Below are 17622 nucleotides of genomic sequence, written 5' to 3' on the forward strand. Positions count from 1 at the left end.
GGGAGCGACATCCGATGGGGGACCGGTTCAGACTGGACTGATCTCCTCTCGATACGCGCCGTGGTGGTCTTCGAAGACCTGCATGATCTCCCCCATCGTTGCGTAGGCCTTGACGGCGTCGACGATGTACGGCATGACGTTCTCGTCGCGTTCGATCGCGTCCGACAGCGCCTCGAGCGTCGCATCGACGGCCGCATCGTCGCGGTCGGCTTTGACCTGTTCTAAGCGCTCGAGTTGGCGATCCCGCGTCGTTTCGTCGACGTGTAACAGCTCCGGCGAAGTGTCTTCCTCGATGGTGTACTCGTTGACGCCGACGACGACTTCCTCGCCGCGTTCGACGCGTTGCTGGTACTCGTAGCTCGCTTCCTGAATCTCGCGGTGATAGTAGCCCTGGTTGATGCCCTCGAGGACGCCGTCGCGGATCGAGCCGTCGCCCATTGCTTTGATCTCCTCGAGATAGTCCATGATCTCGGCTTCCATCTCGTTTGTGAGTTTCTCGATGGCGAAGGAGCCGCCCATGGGGTCGACGATATCGGCCGCACCGGACTCCTCGGCGATGATCTGCTGGGTCCGCAAGGCGACGCGGACTGCCTTCTCGCTTGGCAGCGCCAGCGCCTCGTCGAAGCTGTTGGTGTGCAACGACTGGGTCCCGCCGAAGACGCCTGCCAGCGCCTGAATCGTCACCCGGACGATGTTGTTCAGTGGCTGCTGGGCCGTCAGCGATTGGCCCGCCGTCTGGGTGTGGAACTTCATGCGCTTGGATTCGGGCTCGTCCGCGCCGTACCACTCCTCCATCAGACGGGCATAGACACGGCGTGAGGCCCGGAACTTCGCAACCTCCTCGAAGATGGAGTTGTGTGAGTTGAAGAAAAACGACAGCAACGGGCCGAACTCGTCGACGTCGAGTCCGCGCTCGAGACAGTCCTCGACGTAGGCGAAGCCGTCGGCGAGCGTAAAGGCGGCCTCCTGGGCCGCAGTCGAGCCGGCCTCCCGGATGTGATAGCCCGAGATCGAGACCGGGTGGAATTTCGGCGTCTCCTCGACGGCGAACTCGATCGTGTCAGTGACGATTTCGAGGGAGGGCTCCGGCGGGATGACCCACTCTTTCTGCGCGATGAACTCCTTCAGCATGTCGTTCTGGAGGGTCCCCCGGACTTCGTCACGGGGGACGCCCTGCTGGTCGGCCAGCGCGATGTACATCGCGTAGATGACCGCTGCCGACGGGTTGATCGTAAACGAGGTCGACACGTCATCGATGTCGATGCCGTCGAACAGGATTTCCATGTCCCGGAGCGTGTCGACGGCGACACCCTCCTTACCGACCTCGCCTTCGCTCATTGGATGATCCGAGTCGATCCCCATCAGCGACGGCATGTCGAACGCCGTCGAGAGCCCGGTCTGGCCCTCGTCGATCAAGTAATGAAAGCGTTCGTTGGTTTCCTCTGCGGTCCCGAACCCGGCGAACTGGCGCATCGTCCACGTGCGCCCGCGGTACATCGTCGGGTACGGCCCCCGCGTGTACGGTGGCTCACCGGGGAACCCGAGGTCCTCGTCGAACTCGAGGTCGGCGATGTCTTCGGGCGTGTAGAGGCGATCGACCTCGTGGTTCGAGACCGTCGCGAATCGCTCTTTGCGCTCGCCGCGTTCTAACGACGGATCGAGCGTCTCCGCTTCCCACGACTCCCGTTGTTGGGAAATCTCCGCCAGTTCTTGCTCGTCGAACATTGTCTAGCGTATAGATGCAACTCTTCTAAAATGTTGTGCCGCTCGAGGCGACTCTCCGACGGGAGTGACGATCGACGGCCGGAGTCGGCGGCCGACACCGGGGATGCGATGGATATTGAATATATAGATGATACAAATTACCAATTGTAACAAAAGATTCAAGATTGCGCGTTCTGATTGGCAGCGTATGGGTGTTAATTACACTACAGAAGCAGACAGCTTCGAGTGGGATATCCCGGATTCGTATGCGATCACGTCGGTCGTCACGGACCACGCCGACTCGGCCGGCGATCGCGTCGCCGTCCGGTTCTTGGACGACGAGGGGGCCCGTGAGGAACGGACCTACGCCGATATCCGGGACGACATGAACCGCTTTGCCAACGGCCTCGAGTCCCTCGGCGTCACCGAGGGCGACCGGGTGATGCACCTGTTCCCGCGCCATCCCGACGCGTTCGCTATCCAACTCGGTGCGCTGGCGACCGGCTCGCTGCTGGTCCCCTGTTCGTCGATGCTGCGCTCGAAAGACATCGCGTTCCGTGCCGACGACTGTTCCGCGACGAGTATCGTCGTCCACGAATCGCTGACCGACATGGTCGAACCGGTACTCGAGGAGACCCCACTCGAGCGGGTCATCGTCCTCGACGGTTCCGAAGACGACCTGCAGGGCGAGGGATGGACGACGGTCGCGGACGTCATGGCCGAGGAGTCGACTGACTACGACGGCCCCGAGTTGGCTGCCGAGGATCCGATGACGATCAATTACACCAGCGGAACGACCGGCCAGCCCAAACCGGTGTTGCATAAACACCGCTGGCAGTACTGTTTCAACCGGATCAACGCCCCCTACTGGTGGGGTGTCGACGAGGACACCGACCTCGAGGACGAACTGCTGTGGGCCACCACGGGGACCGGCTGGGCGAAGTGGTTCTGGAGCCCGGTCGGCGTCGGCCTGACGACGGGCGCGACCCAACTCATCTACGACGGCGAGTTCGAGCCCGACACGTTCCTCGAGATCATGGAAGCGGAAGGGGTCACCAAGCTCTGTGCCGTCCCGACCCAGTACCGGATGTTCGCCAACGCCGACCTCGAGGACTACGATGTCACCCTCAACGACGCGCTTTCGGCGGGCGAGCCACTCAACCGTGAGCCGATCGAGCGCATTCAGGACGCCTGGGGCGTGACCCCGCGTGACGGCTACGGCCAGACTGAGACCGTTGCCTTGGTGACGAACTACCCCGGAATCGACGTCAAACCCGGCAGCATGGGCAAGCCGACGCCCGGTGTCGGCGCGACGATCATCGACGTCGACGACGAGGAAACGGTCGAGCCCGGCGAGATCGGTGAGATCGCCGTGCCGGTCGACTCGCCGGCGATCTTCGACGGCTACTACGAGAAACCGAACCTCGACGAGCAGAAACTCTCCGGCGACTACTACCGCACGGGCGACCTCGCCTCCCGCGATGAGGACGGCTACTTCTTTTTCGAAGGCCGGGCCGACGATATCATCATCTCGTCGGGCTATCGCATCGGTCCCTTCGAGGTCGAGGACGCCCTCGTCACCCACGATGCCGTCGCCGAGGCCGCCGTCGTCGACAGTCCACACGAAGAACGCGGCAGCGTCGTCAAGGCCTACGTGATCCTCGCCGAGGGCCACGAGGGCACCGACGAACTGAAAGACGACTTACAGTCGTTCATGAAAGAAGAGACGGCACCCTACAAGTACCCCCGCCGGATCGAGTTCACCGACGAACTCCCCAAAACCTCGAGCGGGAAGATCCGCCGCGTCGAACTCCGCAAAGAAGAGCAGCAGAAACACGGCCTGTAGCCGGGTCGACGCCCGCTCGAGTGGGGTTCGTAGCGCGAATTCGGCCCGTTATTCTGCCGGACGGAAAACGATCGTCCGCTCGCCGTCAGTCTCGTTGGATTCGACGGTCGCGGTGACGCGGTCACCGATTTCGACGGCCGTTTGATCGATGCCTCGCACGACTCCTGTAAGTCGGACGCCGCCGAAGTCGACGACGGCGGTGACGTAGGGGGCGTCGTCTTCGAACTGCGGCGTCGGGACGGACACGGTCGTGTGCGTGACGATCTCGCCGGCCGATGGGAGGTCCCGCTCCGTGAGATTGCGATCGCCACAGTGCGGGCAGGCACGCCGTGGTGGCAGCAGGCCGTGCCCGTTCTCGCAGCTGCGGTAGTAGCCCTCGCCCGCTGCAAGCGCCTCGAGGAACGCGTCGTACTCGCCGTTGGTCACGTCCGTCATCACTCCATCACCTCCAGAACGTGAACGGTCGCACTGGCGACGGTCCCACCAGCGTTCTGGGCGACGCCGACCGTGGCGTCGTCGACGGCGTCGGCCCGCGGATGGGTGCCGTCGAGCAGCGTCGCGATGGCAGCCACCTGGGCGGCCCCGGTTGCGCCGACCGGATGGCCCTTCGCTTTCAGGCCGCCGGAGAGGTTCACCGGCAACTCGCCGTCACGGCGCGTCTCGCCGCGGCGGGCTGCCCCGATCGCCTCGCCGTGACTGTAGAGGCCGAGCCCCTCGAGGGCGAGGACTTCGGCGATCGTAAAGCAGTCGTGAACCTCCGCGACGGAGATATCGCTGGGTTCGATGCCGGCGTCGTCGTAGGCGTCCACTGCCGCGTCGCGGGTTGCAGGCGTCTTCGAGAGCGACTGGCGATCGTGCAGCGCCATCGTATCGCCGCCGTGGCCGGCACCCGTGATCGCCACGTCGGCCTCGAGGTCGTGTTCCGCGGCGTATTCGGGGGTGGTCAAGACGATCGCGGCCGCCCCGTCGCTGATCGGACAGGCGTCGTACAGGGTAAACGGGGACGCGATCTCGGGTGCATCGAGTGCGTCCGCGACCGTGATTTCCTGCTGGAGATGAGCGTGGTCGTTGGCAAGTGCGTTGTCGTGGTTTTTGACCGCGATATGGGCCAGATCCTCGTGGGTGCCGCCGTACTCGTCGAAGTAGGCCCGAGCCATCAGCGCGTACGCGCCGGGGAAGGTGACACCCGACCGGACTTCATAGAGATCGTCGGCCGCACTGGCCAGCCCTTTCGTCGCCCCGGCCGTGCCCATGTTCGTCATCCGCTCCATACCACCAGCAACGACGACATCGGACTCGCCGCTTCGGATCGCACGCACGGCGTCGTGGACCGCGAGCCCGCTCGAGGCACAGGCGCTTTCGATCCGTCGCGATGGGACGGTCGTGCCGAGTGCCTCCGCCATGAGCGGCCCCTGATGACCCTGCCCTTCCGAGAGGGTGCCGACGAAGTTGCCGTAGAAGAGTTCGTCGACGTCCCCAGCCGGGACGCCGGCGTCCTCGAGAGCGGCGAGCCCGGCGTCTGCGAACATGTCCCTGCCCGTCCGATCGGGGTGGGAGCCAAACGTCGTCATGCCTGTGCCGGCGAGTTGCACCTGTGTCATTAGTTATCATCATCACATATCAGTTCGTGCGGTATAGCTGTGTCGGACGACGGCCGGTGGTTGTGACCGGCGGTTCCGCCACTGACGAGAGTCGGGACATTTACTACGACAGTCCGACCACCACGAAATGATGGTTGCAGACGTAGAGACGATCGACCGTGTCGGCGTCGTCGGCGCTGGCACGATGGGCAGTGGTATCGCACAGGTCGCCGCAACGGCAGGCTACGACGTCGTCATGCGCGACGTCGAACAGGAGTTCGTCGACAGTGGTTTCGAGACGATCGACGACAGTCTCGGTCGACTCGTCAGCAGAGACGCTCTGACCGAGGACGAAGCCGACGCGGCCCGCGACCGGATCACCGGCACGACCGACCTCGAGGACCTCGCGGACTGCGATGTCGTCGTCGAGGCTGCCGTCGAGAACCTCGAGATCAAACGCGACATCTTCGCCGATCTCGATGAAACCTGTCGCGACGACGCCGTCCTCGCGACGAACACGAGTACGCTTTCGATTACCTCGATCGCGAGCGCGACCGAGCGACCGGCGGCCGTCGTCGGGCTGCATTTCATGAATCCCGTCCCGGTGATGGAGGGCGTCGAGATCGTCGTCGGCGAGAAGACCGACGACGACGTCACCGCGCTGGCACACGAATTCGCCGAGGATCTCGGGAAGACGACCTGGGAGGCCGACGACAAGCCCGGCTTCGTCACCAACCGGATCCTGATGCCCTGGATCAACGAGGGGATCCGGGCCTACGACGAGGGCGTCGCCTCCAAAGACGACATCGACACGGGAATGGAACTCGGGACCAACGTGCCGATGGGGCCGCTGACGCTGGCCGACCACATCGGCCTCGACGTCTGTCTCCACGCATCCGAGACGCTCCACGAGGAGTTAGGTGATCGGTACAAGCCGGCCTATCTCCTCAAGCGCAAGGTCGAAGCGGGAGATCTCGGCAAGAAGACTGGACGCGGTTTCTACGAATACGAGTAACGCGTCGCGTTACTCGGTCAGGTGCCGTGCGATAACCTCCTTTTGTATTTCGGAGGTCCCCTCGTAGATCGTGGTGATCTTGGCGTCGCGGTAGTAGCGCTCGACGTCGAAGTCCTTGGTGTAGCCGTAGCCGCCGTGGACCTGTACCGCCTCGTTTGCGACGTCGACCGCCGTCTCGCTGGCGAAGTACTTCGCCATACTCGCTGCCTGCGGATCGAGACCACCGTCGTTTTTCCGGGCGGCGTCACGTGTCAGCAGGCGTGCGGCCTGAACGTCCGTCTGCATGTCCGCGAGCTTGTGGGCGATCGCCTGATGGTTGCTGATCGGCTCGCCGAACTGTTCGCGTTCGTTGGCGTAGCTTACGGCAGCATCGAGAGCCGCCTGGGCGACGCCGACGGCCTGACTGGCGATCGCGATCCGGCCACCGGTCAGGATCGAGAACGCGGCCTTGAGCCCGTCACCGACTTCGGTCAGGCGATTCTCCTCGGGGATCCGCACATCGTCGAAGAGCAGCGTCGTGGTGTCGCTGGCACGCAGCCCGAGCTTGTCCTCTTTCTTGCCGATCTCGAGGCCGGGCGTGTCCTTGGGCACCAGAAACTGAGTCACGGTGTCGGGATCGTCGCGGTCGGTCTTCGCGAACAGGATAACGACGCCCGCACGTTTGCCGTTCGTGATCCACTGTTTCTTCCCGTTGATGACGTATTCGCCGTCCTCGAGGCGGGCCTCGGTACTCATCTCGGCCGGGTTCGAGCCGGCGTCGGGTTCCGAGAGCGCGAACGCGCCGACAGGGCGACCGTCGACCATCTTCGGCAGCCACTCCTCTTTGTGTTCGTCGGTGCCGAACTGACGGATACACGAGGTGGCCAGACAGTGGACCGACAGCGCCGTCGCAACTGCCAGATGCCCCCGCGCGATCTCTTCGTTGACGATGCTGTAGGTCACTTTGTCGGCGTCGAACCCGCCGTACTCTTCAGGGACCGTGAGCCCGGTCAGATCGAGTTCCGCGAGCCCGTCCCAGACGTCTTCCGGAAACGTCTGGGCCGCGTCGTGTTCGTCGACCGTGTCGGCGACTTCCTTCTCGACGAACTCCCGAACGGTGTCCTGTATCAGTTGCTGGTTGTCTGTTAGCTCCATACACGCTGATTCGTGGGCGGGATAGTAAAGCGTACGATTCCGCTGTGAGAACGCCGTCGATACCGGTACGAGCGCTTGCTACAGTGGCATGGCGCGAAGATAGGTAAGTAAAAGTAGCGGCTCCCGCGAGAGGGAGGTATGACGATTCGACAGTCCAGAGAGGCGGCAGTCGAACGTATCGACGACGGCGATACGGTCGGCGTTGGCGGCTTCGTCGCCGTCGGGATTCCCGAATACGTTCTCGAGGCACTCGGCGAGCGATACGCCGAAACGGGCCAGCCCCGCGATCTCACCCTCTATCATCCCGCCGCGGAAGGCGACCGGCAGGGCCGTGGGCTCTCGCATCTGGTCCAAGAGGGGATGCTCGAGCGCACGATCGCGAGCCACTGGGGCTTTACGCCCGACCTGATGGAGAAGATCGTCAACAACGAGATCGAGGCCTACAACCTCCCCTTCGGCGTGATGGATCACCTGCTTCGCGATACCGCCGCGGGCAAGCCCGGCACGATCAGCCACGTCGGGCTGGGAACGTTCGTCGATCCGCGCCAGGACGGTGCGAAGGCCAACGACATCACCGACGAGGATATCGTCGAGGTCATGACCGTCGACGGCGAGGAGTATCTCTTCTATCACTCGGTGCCGATCGACGTCGCGATCATCCGTGGGACGACGGCCGACGAGGACGGCAACATCACCATGGAACGGGAAGCCCTCGACTCGAACGTGTTGGCGATGGCCCAGGCCGCCCACAACTCCGGCGGCACGGTGATCGCCCAAGTCGAGCGCGTCACGGAGTCGGGCACGCTCACCGCCCGCGACGTGGCCGTCCCCGGCGTGCTGGTCGATTCCGTCGTCGAAGCCCCGCCGAGTCACCACCAGCAGACGTACGCGGAAGACTACAACCCCGCCTACAGCGGCGAGATCAAGCAGCCGACCGACGACGACAGCGAACCACTTCCGCTCGACGAGCGGACGATCATCGCCCGCCGGGCAGCGATGGAACTCGAGCCGGATTCGGTCATCAACCTCGGCGTCGGCGTCCCGGAACTCGTCCCGGTGGTCGCGGCCGAAGGCGACATCGCAGACGAGATCACCCAGACCGTCGAGTCGGGACCGGTCGGCGGCGCTGCCTCCGGCGGCATCAGCTTCGGGACCGCCGTCAACCACGAGGCGCTGGTCTCCTCGACCCAGCAGTTCGACTTCTACGACGGCGGTGGCCTCGACATGGGTTTTCTGGGGATGGCACAGGTCGACGCGATGGGCAACATCAACGTCAGCCGGTTCGGCTCGCAGCTACCCGGCTGTGGCGGCTTCATCAACATCACGCAAAACGCCGAGAAGGTCGTCTTCTGTGGCACGCTGACGACCGACGGCCTCGAGATCGAGGCCGGCGACGGTGAACTCTCGATCGAGAGCGACGGCTCGAGTTCGAAGTTCGTCGACTCGGTCGAGCAGATCACGTTCAGTGGCGAGTACGCCGTCGAAATCGATCAGCCGATCGTCTACGTGACCGAGCGCGCGGTCTTCGAACTCACCCCCGAGGGCCTCGAACTCACGGAGGTCGCACCCGGGATCGACCTCGAAGCCGACGTGATCGACCGGCTAGGCTTCGAGCCGCTCGTGGCCGACGATCTCACGGAGATGAACCCGGCACTGTTTGCTGACGAGCCGCTCGACCTGACCGACGCGATCTAGACGGGGCCGCGCCCGTTCTCGAACCGACAAAGCAGGAACCGTTAAGCGAGATTACGTCAAATACCGATCCGATGGTTGCATACGACAACCTCTCGATCGATCACGACGACGGCGTCGCAACGGTGACCCTCGAGAGTACTGCCGGGCGAAACGCGCTCACACTCGAGATGGCCAACGAACTGGTATCGGCGGCGACGACCCTCGGTGAGGACCCCGACACGCGGTGTATCGTCCTCACGCATGCGGGCGATTTCTTCGGCTCCGGCGCGGACCTCGGCGCGCTCTCCGGTGACGAGTCCGACGCGGCCCACATCCGGGAACTGGCTGGACGGGCCCACGAAGCGATCGTCCAGTTTCACCGGACGAAGACACCAGTCGTCGGCGGCGTCAACGGCATCGCCGCCGGGATCGGCTTTAGCCTGACGCTGTTCCCGGACCTGCTCGTCCTCGGCGAGGACGCGACGCTCAAATTCGCGTATCCCGGGATCGGCCTGACCGGCGACGGCGGCGCGACGTTTTTCCTACCGCGGCTCGTCGGGCTGCGGGCCGCCAAGGAACTCGTCCTGAAAGACGACCCCATCAGCCCTGCGGAGGCCCACGAGCTGGGACTGGCAAACGAGGTCGTCCCCAGCGACGAGTTCGACGACCGGCTGGCCGAACTCGCCGCCGAGCTTGCAGCAGGGCCGACCGCGGCGTTCGGGACGACGACCCGACTGCTGACCGACAGCTACGAGCGCTCGCTCGAGCAACAGCTCGCGGCGGAGACTGACGGCATCGCAGACGCGACCCGAACGGAGGACTACGAGCGCGGTCTCGATGCCTTCTTCGACGACGGTGAGCCCGAGTTCGTCGGCCGCTAGTGGGGACCGGGTTAGACGTAATCTAGGTTGACCTGTGTCACGTTCGCCGATCGCTTGACGATGTCGGCGATCTCCTCGCGGCGTTTCTCGTCGATTCGACTCTGCGGGCCACAAACACAGATCGCCCCACGGATTTCGTCGCTTTTGTCCAGCACCGGCGCGGAAATACAGACCATGCCGGCGATGCGTTCGCCCTCGTCGATGGCGTACCCCTGCTCGCGGATCTCCGCGAGCTGCTCGAAGAGGGCGTCGGGGTCGGTGATGGTCCGGTTCGTCATCTCTACGAGGCCCTGCCGGTCGATGATCCCCTGAACGCGGTCCTCGGGCATGTGTGCCAGAATCGCTTTCCCGGGGGCTGCCGCGTGCAACGGCATGCGCGCACCGGGATACGCGAACAGATTCACGGCGTCGGGACCTTCCTGGACCGCGACGATCACACACTGGTCGTTTTCCTCGACCAGCAGCGTCACGTGTTCGCCGGTCTCGGCTGCGATGTCCTGAAGTTCGTCGCTGACGGCCTGAAACACCTCCAAGCGATGGCGCTGTCGGTGACCGACCTCGAGAAACCGGGTCGTCGTCGAATACTCCTTGTCCTCGACCGTGACGTAGCCCGTCTCGACGAGCGCCTGGAGATAGTTATGGACGGTACTGACGGGCATCTCGAGACGATCCGCGAGTTCCGATACCCGCCCGCCACCGTTTTCCGCGAGTTCGTCGACGATCCTGAACGCCCGTTCGACCGATCGGTTTGCTGTGCCCGTCATCACCCACATCATTCCACTGCGCTCATAGAAATGTTTCGGCTCTGTTGAATGGTGTTTCGAGTCATACCGGGCGATCGTGACCGGAACTCCGAACCGACCGCGGCCGCTATGGACTCGAGCCGTCGGTTTCTGTCGGATACCGACCCAGCAGTACTCGGAGGGTGATGCCGTCGCTGTGTGATCGCCGTCCGGGCGCTGCAGTCAGTTTCGGGTGTGACGAAATACGGCAAGCCGGATATCGGCGATTAATTTTCCATATACCGCTCGCTGAGCGCATCTCGTTGTCGAAATCGCCCCATTCTGCTCTCCCGAAACTAAATCCGCGCGCCGACGGTCGTGTGACTGCTCCGAAACGACCACGCGACGATGCTCGAGCGGTCGATCCACCCGACCTTTACGATCGTATGATTGTAAGATAAAGATGGAGTTGACGGTGAGTTGGTCATTGAGAAATCCACTAGAGTCGCGGACATATGTCACTCTACGGTTACGAACAACGCCAGTCGACAAGCCGACCCCACACTACATCGGCGATTTTTAGCCAAGGTAAAAACCGACCGACTCAATGGGTTGAGCGATCGAGTCGAGTCGCGTAGTGTCGCTCGAGAGCCGACACCGCGTCAGTTGCTGGAACTCGGGATTCGGTTTCAGTCTGCCAACCTCTCGCTTTCAAATATTACTCGAGAATTGTATAGTTTGGTGTCAAACGGAGTCGCAAGGCAGTCCATGGCTGGGCTCACACGTGTGATCAACAGCGGAGGGGAATTCGGAGTACGCACGCTCGAGGGGACGCTGCTGCAACTCGATGGGTATCGCTATCGGCTGGACGCTGCTACCGATCCGGAAACAAACGATATCCGTCAGTACCGGCTGTGTTCGACGATTACGACCGCGCCGACGGGACGATTTCTTCACGAACGTACGGCGGGCCACGAGTTCGATGATGCCGTGTTTCTCGCCAGGGTGCAATTTATCTCCAGACTGTACACTACCGATACGGGGCTTCGGCTTCGATACCCAGATCGTGGAAATCGGTGTGCTATCGAACCCATCATCTGTAATATAGAACGAGTAATATACTCGTTCTCAAAGTATCTTGGCCGCGGACAACTGCCAACAGGCGAACCGTGACCGGCAGAACGCGGCGAGCGGGACCGGCCGTCGCCGACACCACAAGAATCCCCCGCTGGCGACCAAGCAGGAAGCTCGGAGTGAGATTCCCACCTCATCTCGAGACAGCGGCTTCCACGGGCGGAGCTGACCCCGCCTTGCAGGTCACGAGCGGTTACGGGGAATCGAGGAGAAAGCCCCGCCCTTCAGGGCGGGGAGGATGTCAATGGATCGGTGGGCGACGGTACTGCCACGGGTGTCCCCCCTGTGACAAGCCACCGGTGTCGGAGTTGCAGGGACAACGCTCACCACGGTGCTAGAACGGAGTTCGATACGACATCGAACGAGCAGGTCCCCAGTCGGTTCAGATCAGTTCGTCGGAAGCCGCGCCACGCCACCGCCGTCGCGGTACGAAACGTACAACGCCCCATCGGCCGTCGTCACACCGATCCGAGAGGATTCCGGCTCGTAGTGCCACCAGCGTTCCCCGGTAGCAGAGTCGTAGGCGGCGAGTTGGTTCTCGCTGGCGGCAAAGAGGCTCTCACCGGCACGGCCGAATGCCTCGACCGTCCCGCCGATCGCGATGTCAGTTGTCGTCTGCCACTGCCGGGTCCCATCGAGGGAGAAGGCGTCCAGCCGGATTAGAATGCCGCCGTCGGGGTTATCGACCGAACTTGCAACGAACACATCCCGTGAGGTCGTCGTCACTGCCTCGAGTTCGTACCCGACGGCCCGACGCCACCGGATGGTCCCACCATCACGCTCGATGGCAACCAGTTCGTCCGAGCGATCATCACGGCGGACACGCACGTAGACGTGTTCGCCAAGCCAGACTGGCGGCCCAAAGTGGCTAGTCACGTCGCCGTCAACCGGGGTCCGCCACAGGACGTGTCCATCGTGGGCCCGGTGCATCCGTACGGTAGAATCGTAGACCGTCACGATCCGGTCGCCAGCAGCCACGACGTCGGGATAGCCAGTACGAGGTGGGGACTCCCACAGCATCTCGCCGGTCGCCGGAGCGAACGCAACCAACTTCGTCTTCTCATCCGAGTCGGTGACGGGGAAGAGACAGGTGGAATCACTGAGTGTGGGAAGCTGATACGCTTGGCCGGGCCGCTGGAAACGATGCGTACCGTCGCTCGCATCGTAGCCGGTAACCACACCGTCGACCGGATCGGTGCCGACCAGCAGCGAGCCGTGTCGACCGAGCCACCCGTACCGGGCCTGTCCCTCCACGTGCCACAGTCGCTCCCCCGCCAGCCCGACCGTGTAGAGGTCGCCGTCGGTACTGTGGACGTGGACCGGGCCGCCCGACGATGGAACAGCCGGTCGCGCGTCGATGGGCCCACCGGTTTCGACGGTGAGGATCCGTTCCCCGTCGGCGGTAAACCCATGCAGGCGTTTGTCCTGTCCACCGACGACGACGTGGTCGTCGGTCGCGGCCGGTGGGCTTGCCGCCGTTGCGGCCGAGAAGTCACGCTTCCAGCGGGGTTGGACGCTAGAAAACGCCGACCGCCAGCTACATCCTGCCAGCGCGACCGTGCCCGCCGACGCGAGCGAGGCGAGCGCCCGGCGGCGCGACCAGCGCCGACTGTCCTGTCGGTCGGTCGCGTTCCCCGGCGGATCGTACGTGTCGGCAGCGGTGTCGGTATCACGCATCGGTGATCGCCTCCGGTGCGACCCGTGTCAGACCGAACGTTTGTCCCAAATAGACCGTCTCACCGGCCGTCTGTGCCCACTCGACGCTGCCGGCCTCGAGCGACTTGTCGTCGAGTCTGACTTCCCGGACCCGTGTGCCATCTTGCTCGTGGACATAGAGTACAGTCGGGCTAAAGGGGACGGTGCCGCTCGAGCCACGGATGCGGTGTGTCCCACCGACCAGCGTCACCAGCCGGTCCCCGACCTGCATCGGTCCGTGAGTCACGGCGTTCCCGAGGTCATCACGCCACACTTGCTGGCTCGAGGCCGCGTCGAACGCCCGGAGCGTGTAGTCCGCGCCGCCGACGTACACCCGATCGTCGGTCACCAACGGCCGCGTGAACACGGTGTTGGCCAGCGAACCACGCCAGGTGACTGTGCCGGTCGCGATTTCCAGCGCAAGCAGTTCCTCGGTAGCGGCACCGAGGTATGCGGTCCCGTCAGTAGCCCCGACGGCCGACAGCGGAGTGCCAATATCCCGCGTCCATTCGGCTTCGCCAGCCCGGTCGAGGAGACGCACACGACCGTCGACCAGGGGTGCAACCACGCCACCGGATGTCACGCCAGGAGCCCCTGACAGCGATGCGGGCAGGGGATGGGTGAACAGCGTCTCAGCGTCCGCCCGGTCGACACCGACCAGTCGGTCGGGCACGTCATCCTCGGTGCCCGAAATCGGGACCACGATGCGATCACCGAGTGGGAGTGGGGCGAACTCGACGACCCCAGGGTCGGCCGCGTCGATCGGCTCGAGCGGGCGTTGCCAGACGGACTCACCCGTGGCTGCGTCGACGGCGACCATCGTTTCGGCTTTCGAAATCGCGTAGGCCCGTCCATCACCGACACCTAGGGGCGACTTCTCGCCCTTCGCGATCGTCACATCCCAGGAGATCTCACCGGTCTGATCGTCCAGCCCCGCGACGATCGGCCGATCACGGAACGGGCTATGCGAGCCAGTCAAGAGCTGCCCGCCAGCAGTCATGGCGACGGACGACGGCGCACGGACCCCCGTCTGCCACGACCGTTGGATGGGAAACGATTCCTCCTCGAGGAGACCAGCACAACCGGCAACGCTGCCGGCGAAACCGGTGACCGCGCCGAGGGCCGCACGGCGTGTCATGGAGGGCATTTGTTGATCGTTGCGACGGCAATGGTATCAATCTTGATGTTTGAGCGACAAATTCTGTCGGCTGGGGCCGTGAGCGGCCCGCCGCCTTGCGGTTGGATTCGGCGTGGACTCCCGTGCTGGCCGAACTCTCGGCAGAAGAGTACTGTCTCGTTGAGCCAGTGTGAGCAGTGAACCCTCGGATGGGAGCAGTGCCGACGAGAGGGAAGTGCCACCGACCTCAGTCCGCTTTCGGAAGTGTGACGCTGAAGACGGCTCCTTCCGGTTCGTTGTCCTCGACCTGGACAGTACCGCCGTACTGATCGACAAGCGTCTGCACCAGATAGAGCCCGATGCCCGTACCACTACTTTCGAGACCCATCTCGTCTTTTCCGAATATCCGCTCGCGCTGGGTCTCAGGAACACCCGGTCCGTTATCGGCGACCGCTACGTACACGTCGTCTTCTCGTTCTTCGGCAGTAATCTCGACTATCGGCGTGTCCTTGTCGTTGTGCTGGACGGCGTTGTTCAAGAGGTTCCGAAACACCGAGGAGAGCATCTCGTTCGCCCGAACGGTGACATTCGGAATCGGTTCGTCGACGCTGATCTCCGCGTCCGGGTGTGCATCTCGACGAAGGGCGATTTCGTTCGTTAGTACTTGCTCTAATCGCGTCGGCTTGACGTCTACCTCCCCGTCACTCGTCAGCGTCTCGACGTAGTCACGGGCGATCTCCGTGAGCTCGACGATATGTTCGCCGCTCGTGAGAATGTTCTCGAGGTGTTCTTTCCCCGCGTCGTCGATGTGGTCTTCGAGCAGTTCGCCCCATCCGAGCATGACCGCCATGTCGTTTCGGATGTCGTGGCGAACGACTCGGTTTAGCACCTCCAATTCCTCATTGAGGCGTTCCAACTCGTCTTCGTACTGCTGTCGCTCGGTTACGTCTCGGATCGACACGAGATCTGCCGGCGCACCCTCATACTGGATGTCGGCGAAACTTGCTTCAGCGACTCGCTTGCGTCCATCCTTGGTCTCAAAGGTCAGAGTATATCGCGACGGCGGCGGGTCGACAGTGGGATCGAGTCGTCGTTCGTACCGCTCCCGGACGAGTTGGCGGTCCTCCGGCGCGATTAGCTCAGTGACCGGCATCCCCCGGAGTTCGTCCGTTTCGTAGCCGGTGATATCCGACAGCCGGGAGTTGACGAAGACGGACTTCCGGTTCTGGAATATCGCGATGCCGTCGTGGCTCTGTTCGACCAGCGTCGCGTATTTTTCCCGTTCCTCTTCGAGTTCCTCTTCACGTCGCTTTCGGTCAGTGATGTCCTGAAAGACGCCACGAACGAGTTCCGTCTCCCCGTTCTCGTCCGTGCTAACTTCTCCCTGTGTACGGACGTCCCGGACTGTGCCGTCGGGGCGGACGATACGCAATTCGAGGTCGTACTGCTCTCCCTCCTCGATCGCGCGGGTAACTGCAGCGGCAATCTCATCGCGGTCATCAGGGTGATAAAAGTCGAGTCCGTCCGCTAAGGCCGGCTCGTAGTCATCAGCCACCCCGTGAATGCGGCGGACACCGTCGGACCATGTGAGATCGTTCGTTCGTGTATCGTACTCCCAGATGCCGATGTCAGCGATTGCTTGGACCCGACTGAAGAGAAATTCCTGTTGTTCGAGTTCCCGCTCGCGCTCTTTGCGCTCGGTGATATCACGGAACACCCACAACCGGCCGTAGTGGGTTCCCTCGTCACCAATGACCGGAGCTGAATAGCGGTCGAAGACTCGGCCGTCCCTAAGCCGGACCTCGTCGCGACTCGTTTCCTCGGGGCGTTCGTAGAGATCGTCGACTAACTCCATGAACGCTTCCGGCTCCGCAAGCTTGTGTTCGACGATCCAGTCCAACAGCGCCTCGTCCGATTCCGTCTCGATCAACTCTTCGGGTATCTCCCACATATCGACGAACTTGTCGTTGTAGGCGGCAACAGTCCGGTCCTCGTTGACGACGAGTAGTCCGTCGATCGTGGTCTCCATCTGGGCTTCCAACAGAGAAGACTGATACTCGAGTCGTTCCTGGGACTCCGATCGCTCCGTTATATCCGTGACAAACCCCTCAATAGCGACGACCTCGCCGTCTTCGAACACACCCTGCCCCTGCTCCCAGACCCGCTTCTCTACGCCGTCAGCAGTGCGGATGCGATATTCGACGCGGAACGGCTCTTGGACCTCCAAAGCGTCCTGGACAGTGTCCCAGACTCGGTCGCGGTCGTCTGAATGCATTACGTCTCGACCGTAACGACGGTCGCCGTCGAGGAGGTCTGCCCGCTCATATCCCGTGAGATCGGCACAGTCATCGCTGACAAAGAGCATCGGCCAGCCACGTTCGTTTCGACATCGATAGGCCATCCCCGGAACGTTGTCGAGCAGCGTTCGGAAGCGTCGCTGACTTTCCTCGAGGCGGTGTCCCGCTCTGGTTCGGTGGACCGCGTTTTCGATGCGGTTGGCTAGGACGGAGAACTGGTCAGAACCGGGCTTCTTTTGGAGGTAATCGGTGACACCGGCTGAGATAGCGTCACCCGCGATGTCCGAATTCCCGGTGAACAGAATGAACGGCACCTCCGGATACTCGTCTCGTACAGCCTGCAGAAATGCTAGACCATCCATGTCTGGCATCTGGTACTCACTGACGACACAATCGAACTCCGCTTGGGAAAGTCGCTCAAGCCCCTCACTGGCACTGGGTTCCGTCGCAACATCGAACCGCTCATCGTTCGCCTCGAGGAACTGAGAAGCCATCTCGGCAACGGTAACGTGATCGTCAACGAGAAGTATAGAAATCGTATTTTTGCCGTTTGTATTTCCTGGAGAAGTAGTATTCTCTCGGCGAGGGGCAACCATGCTCAAACAATTATCGGATGAGGATATATAAATCTGAAGGCCAATTTATCGGCCGTGTTTAGTTAAGCGTGAAAAGTGAGGCGGCACGGAGGAATGCGACACTTGACTGTCTGTCCACCAACTATGACCCGTCGCGTTCTAGGCACTTCGCGCCCTCGAGCATCAAGCCCTTCCAGGTGTAGCCGCGCTCGTCTTTGAGATCGCTGAGGCGTTCGTGCTGTTCGTCG

The 17622-nt window shown here is 62.7% G+C and carries 12 protein-coding genes; 4 read left to right on the forward strand and 8 right to left on the reverse strand.

The features are described from left to right. Window positions 1–27: 27 nt before the first annotated feature. Entirely contained in the window at window positions 28–1725 is a 1698-nt protein-coding gene (locus ACERIM_RS17175) for a methylmalonyl-CoA mutase (RefSeq protein WP_006648218.1), read from the reverse strand. Window positions 1726–1912: 187 nt separating this feature from the next. On the opposite strand from ACERIM_RS17175, the gene ACERIM_RS17180 reads away from it, so the two are divergent. Next, window positions 1913–3550: an acyl-CoA synthetase gene (locus ACERIM_RS17180; RefSeq protein ID WP_006648219.1), complete on the forward strand. Its 1638-nt coding sequence runs from the start codon at window positions 1913–1915 to the stop codon at window positions 3548–3550. A gap of 48 nt (window positions 3551–3598) precedes the next feature. On the opposite strand, the gene ACERIM_RS17185 is transcribed toward ACERIM_RS17180, so the two are convergent. Both ACERIM_RS17185 and ACERIM_RS17190 read right to left on the reverse strand, forming a co-directional pair. Next, window positions 3599–3985 (reverse strand): Zn-ribbon domain-containing OB-fold protein, encoded by a 387-nt coding sequence (locus ACERIM_RS17185; RefSeq protein WP_006648220.1) that lies wholly within the window; start codon window positions 3983–3985, stop codon window positions 3599–3601. Next, window positions 3985–5151 carry a beta-ketoacyl synthase N-terminal-like domain-containing protein gene (locus tag ACERIM_RS17190; RefSeq protein ID WP_006648221.1) on the reverse strand — a complete coding sequence of 389 codons (1167 nt, stop codon included), beginning with the start codon at window positions 5149–5151 and terminating at the stop codon, window positions 3985–3987. Before ACERIM_RS17190 ends, ACERIM_RS17185 begins: the two co-directional genes overlap by 1 nt. Window positions 5152–5281: 130 nt before the next feature. Here ACERIM_RS17190 and ACERIM_RS17195 point away from each other — a divergent pair, with 130 nt between their 5' ends. Further along, window positions 5282–6145, forward strand: coding sequence for a 3-hydroxyacyl-CoA dehydrogenase family protein (locus tag ACERIM_RS17195; RefSeq protein WP_373633584.1), 864 nt, complete (start codon window positions 5282–5284; stop codon window positions 6143–6145). A gap of 9 nt (window positions 6146–6154) precedes the next feature. Here ACERIM_RS17195 and ACERIM_RS17200 read toward each other — a convergent pair whose 3' ends face one another. Then, window positions 6155–7279, reverse strand: a complete 1125-nt coding sequence (locus tag ACERIM_RS17200) for an acyl-CoA dehydrogenase family protein (RefSeq protein ID WP_006648223.1) — start codon at window positions 7277–7279, stop codon at window positions 6155–6157. Between the two features lie 138 nt (window positions 7280–7417). Between ACERIM_RS17200 and ACERIM_RS17205 the strand changes: the two genes are divergently transcribed. Together ACERIM_RS17205 and ACERIM_RS17210 are read left to right on the forward strand one after the other, a co-directional pair. Beyond that, a complete protein-coding gene (locus ACERIM_RS17205) occupies window positions 7418–8974 on the forward strand; it encodes an acyl CoA:acetate/3-ketoacid CoA transferase (protein WP_373633585.1) in 1557 nt (518 codons plus the stop codon). Between the two features lie 71 nt (window positions 8975–9045). Next, window positions 9046–9834, forward strand: a complete 789-nt coding sequence (locus ACERIM_RS17210; RefSeq protein WP_006648225.1) for an enoyl-CoA hydratase/isomerase family protein — start codon at window positions 9046–9048, stop codon at window positions 9832–9834. Between the two features lie 11 nt (window positions 9835–9845). On the opposite strand, the gene ACERIM_RS17215 is transcribed toward ACERIM_RS17210, so the two are convergent. The 4 genes from ACERIM_RS17215 to ACERIM_RS17230 all read right to left on the reverse strand — a co-directional run bounded on the left by ACERIM_RS17215 (window position 9846) and on the right by ACERIM_RS17230 (window position 17395). Next, window positions 9846–10598: an IclR family transcriptional regulator gene (locus tag ACERIM_RS17215; RefSeq protein WP_049905448.1), complete on the reverse strand. Its 753-nt coding sequence runs from the start codon at window positions 10596–10598 to the stop codon at window positions 9846–9848. Between the two features lie 1479 nt (window positions 10599–12077). After that, window positions 12078–13367 (reverse strand): PQQ-binding-like beta-propeller repeat protein, encoded by a 1290-nt coding sequence (locus ACERIM_RS17220; protein WP_373633586.1) that lies wholly within the window; start codon window positions 13365–13367, stop codon window positions 12078–12080. Then, complete coding sequence (locus tag ACERIM_RS17225; protein WP_373633587.1) at window positions 13360–14532, reverse strand: PQQ-binding-like beta-propeller repeat protein; 1173 nt, start codon at window positions 14530–14532, stop codon at window positions 13360–13362. Before ACERIM_RS17225 ends, ACERIM_RS17220 begins: the two co-directional genes overlap by 8 nt. Window positions 14533–14749: 217 nt before the next feature. Further along, on the reverse strand, window positions 14750–17395 hold the full coding sequence (locus tag ACERIM_RS17230) for a PAS domain S-box protein (RefSeq protein ID WP_373633588.1): 2646 nt from the start codon (window positions 17393–17395) through the stop codon (window positions 14750–14752). Window positions 17396–17622: the final 227 nt, after the last annotated feature.

This window comes from Natrinema sp. H-ect1, assembly GCF_041821105.1.
Taxonomy (GTDB): domain Archaea; phylum Halobacteriota; class Halobacteria; order Halobacteriales; family Natrialbaceae; genus Natrinema; species Natrinema thermotolerans.

Coding starts and splice junctions, on each gene's coding strand:
- ACERIM_RS17175 (WP_006648218.1), bottom strand. CDS start 1,725: ATGTTCGACGAGCAAGAACTGGCGGAGATTTCCCAACAACGGGAGTCG.
- ACERIM_RS17180 (WP_006648219.1), top strand. CDS start 1,913: ATGGGTGTTAATTACACTACAGAAGCAGACAGCTTCGAGTGGGATATC.
- ACERIM_RS17185 (WP_006648220.1), bottom strand. CDS start 3,985: ATGACGGACGTGACCAACGGCGAGTACGACGCGTTCCTCGAGGCGCTT.
- ACERIM_RS17190 (WP_006648221.1), bottom strand. CDS start 5,151: ATGACACAGGTGCAACTCGCCGGCACAGGCATGACGACGTTTGGCTCC.
- ACERIM_RS17195 (WP_373633584.1), top strand. CDS start 5,282: ATGGTTGCAGACGTAGAGACGATCGACCGTGTCGGCGTCGTCGGCGCT.
- ACERIM_RS17200 (WP_006648223.1), bottom strand. CDS start 7,279: ATGGAGCTAACAGACAACCAGCAACTGATACAGGACACCGTTCGGGAG.
- ACERIM_RS17205 (WP_373633585.1), top strand. CDS start 7,418: ATGACGATTCGACAGTCCAGAGAGGCGGCAGTCGAACGTATCGACGAC.
- ACERIM_RS17210 (WP_006648225.1), top strand. CDS start 9,046: ATGGTTGCATACGACAACCTCTCGATCGATCACGACGACGGCGTCGCA.
- ACERIM_RS17215 (WP_049905448.1), bottom strand. CDS start 10,598: ATGACGGGCACAGCAAACCGATCGGTCGAACGGGCGTTCAGGATCGTC.
- ACERIM_RS17220 (WP_373633586.1), bottom strand. CDS start 13,367: ATGCGTGATACCGACACCGCTGCCGACACGTACGATCCGCCGGGGAAC.
- ACERIM_RS17225 (WP_373633587.1), bottom strand. CDS start 14,532: ATGCCCTCCATGACACGCCGTGCGGCCCTCGGCGCGGTCACCGGTTTC.
- ACERIM_RS17230 (WP_373633588.1), bottom strand. CDS start 17,395: ATGGTTGCCCCTCGCCGAGAGAATACTACTTCTCCAGGAAATACAAAC.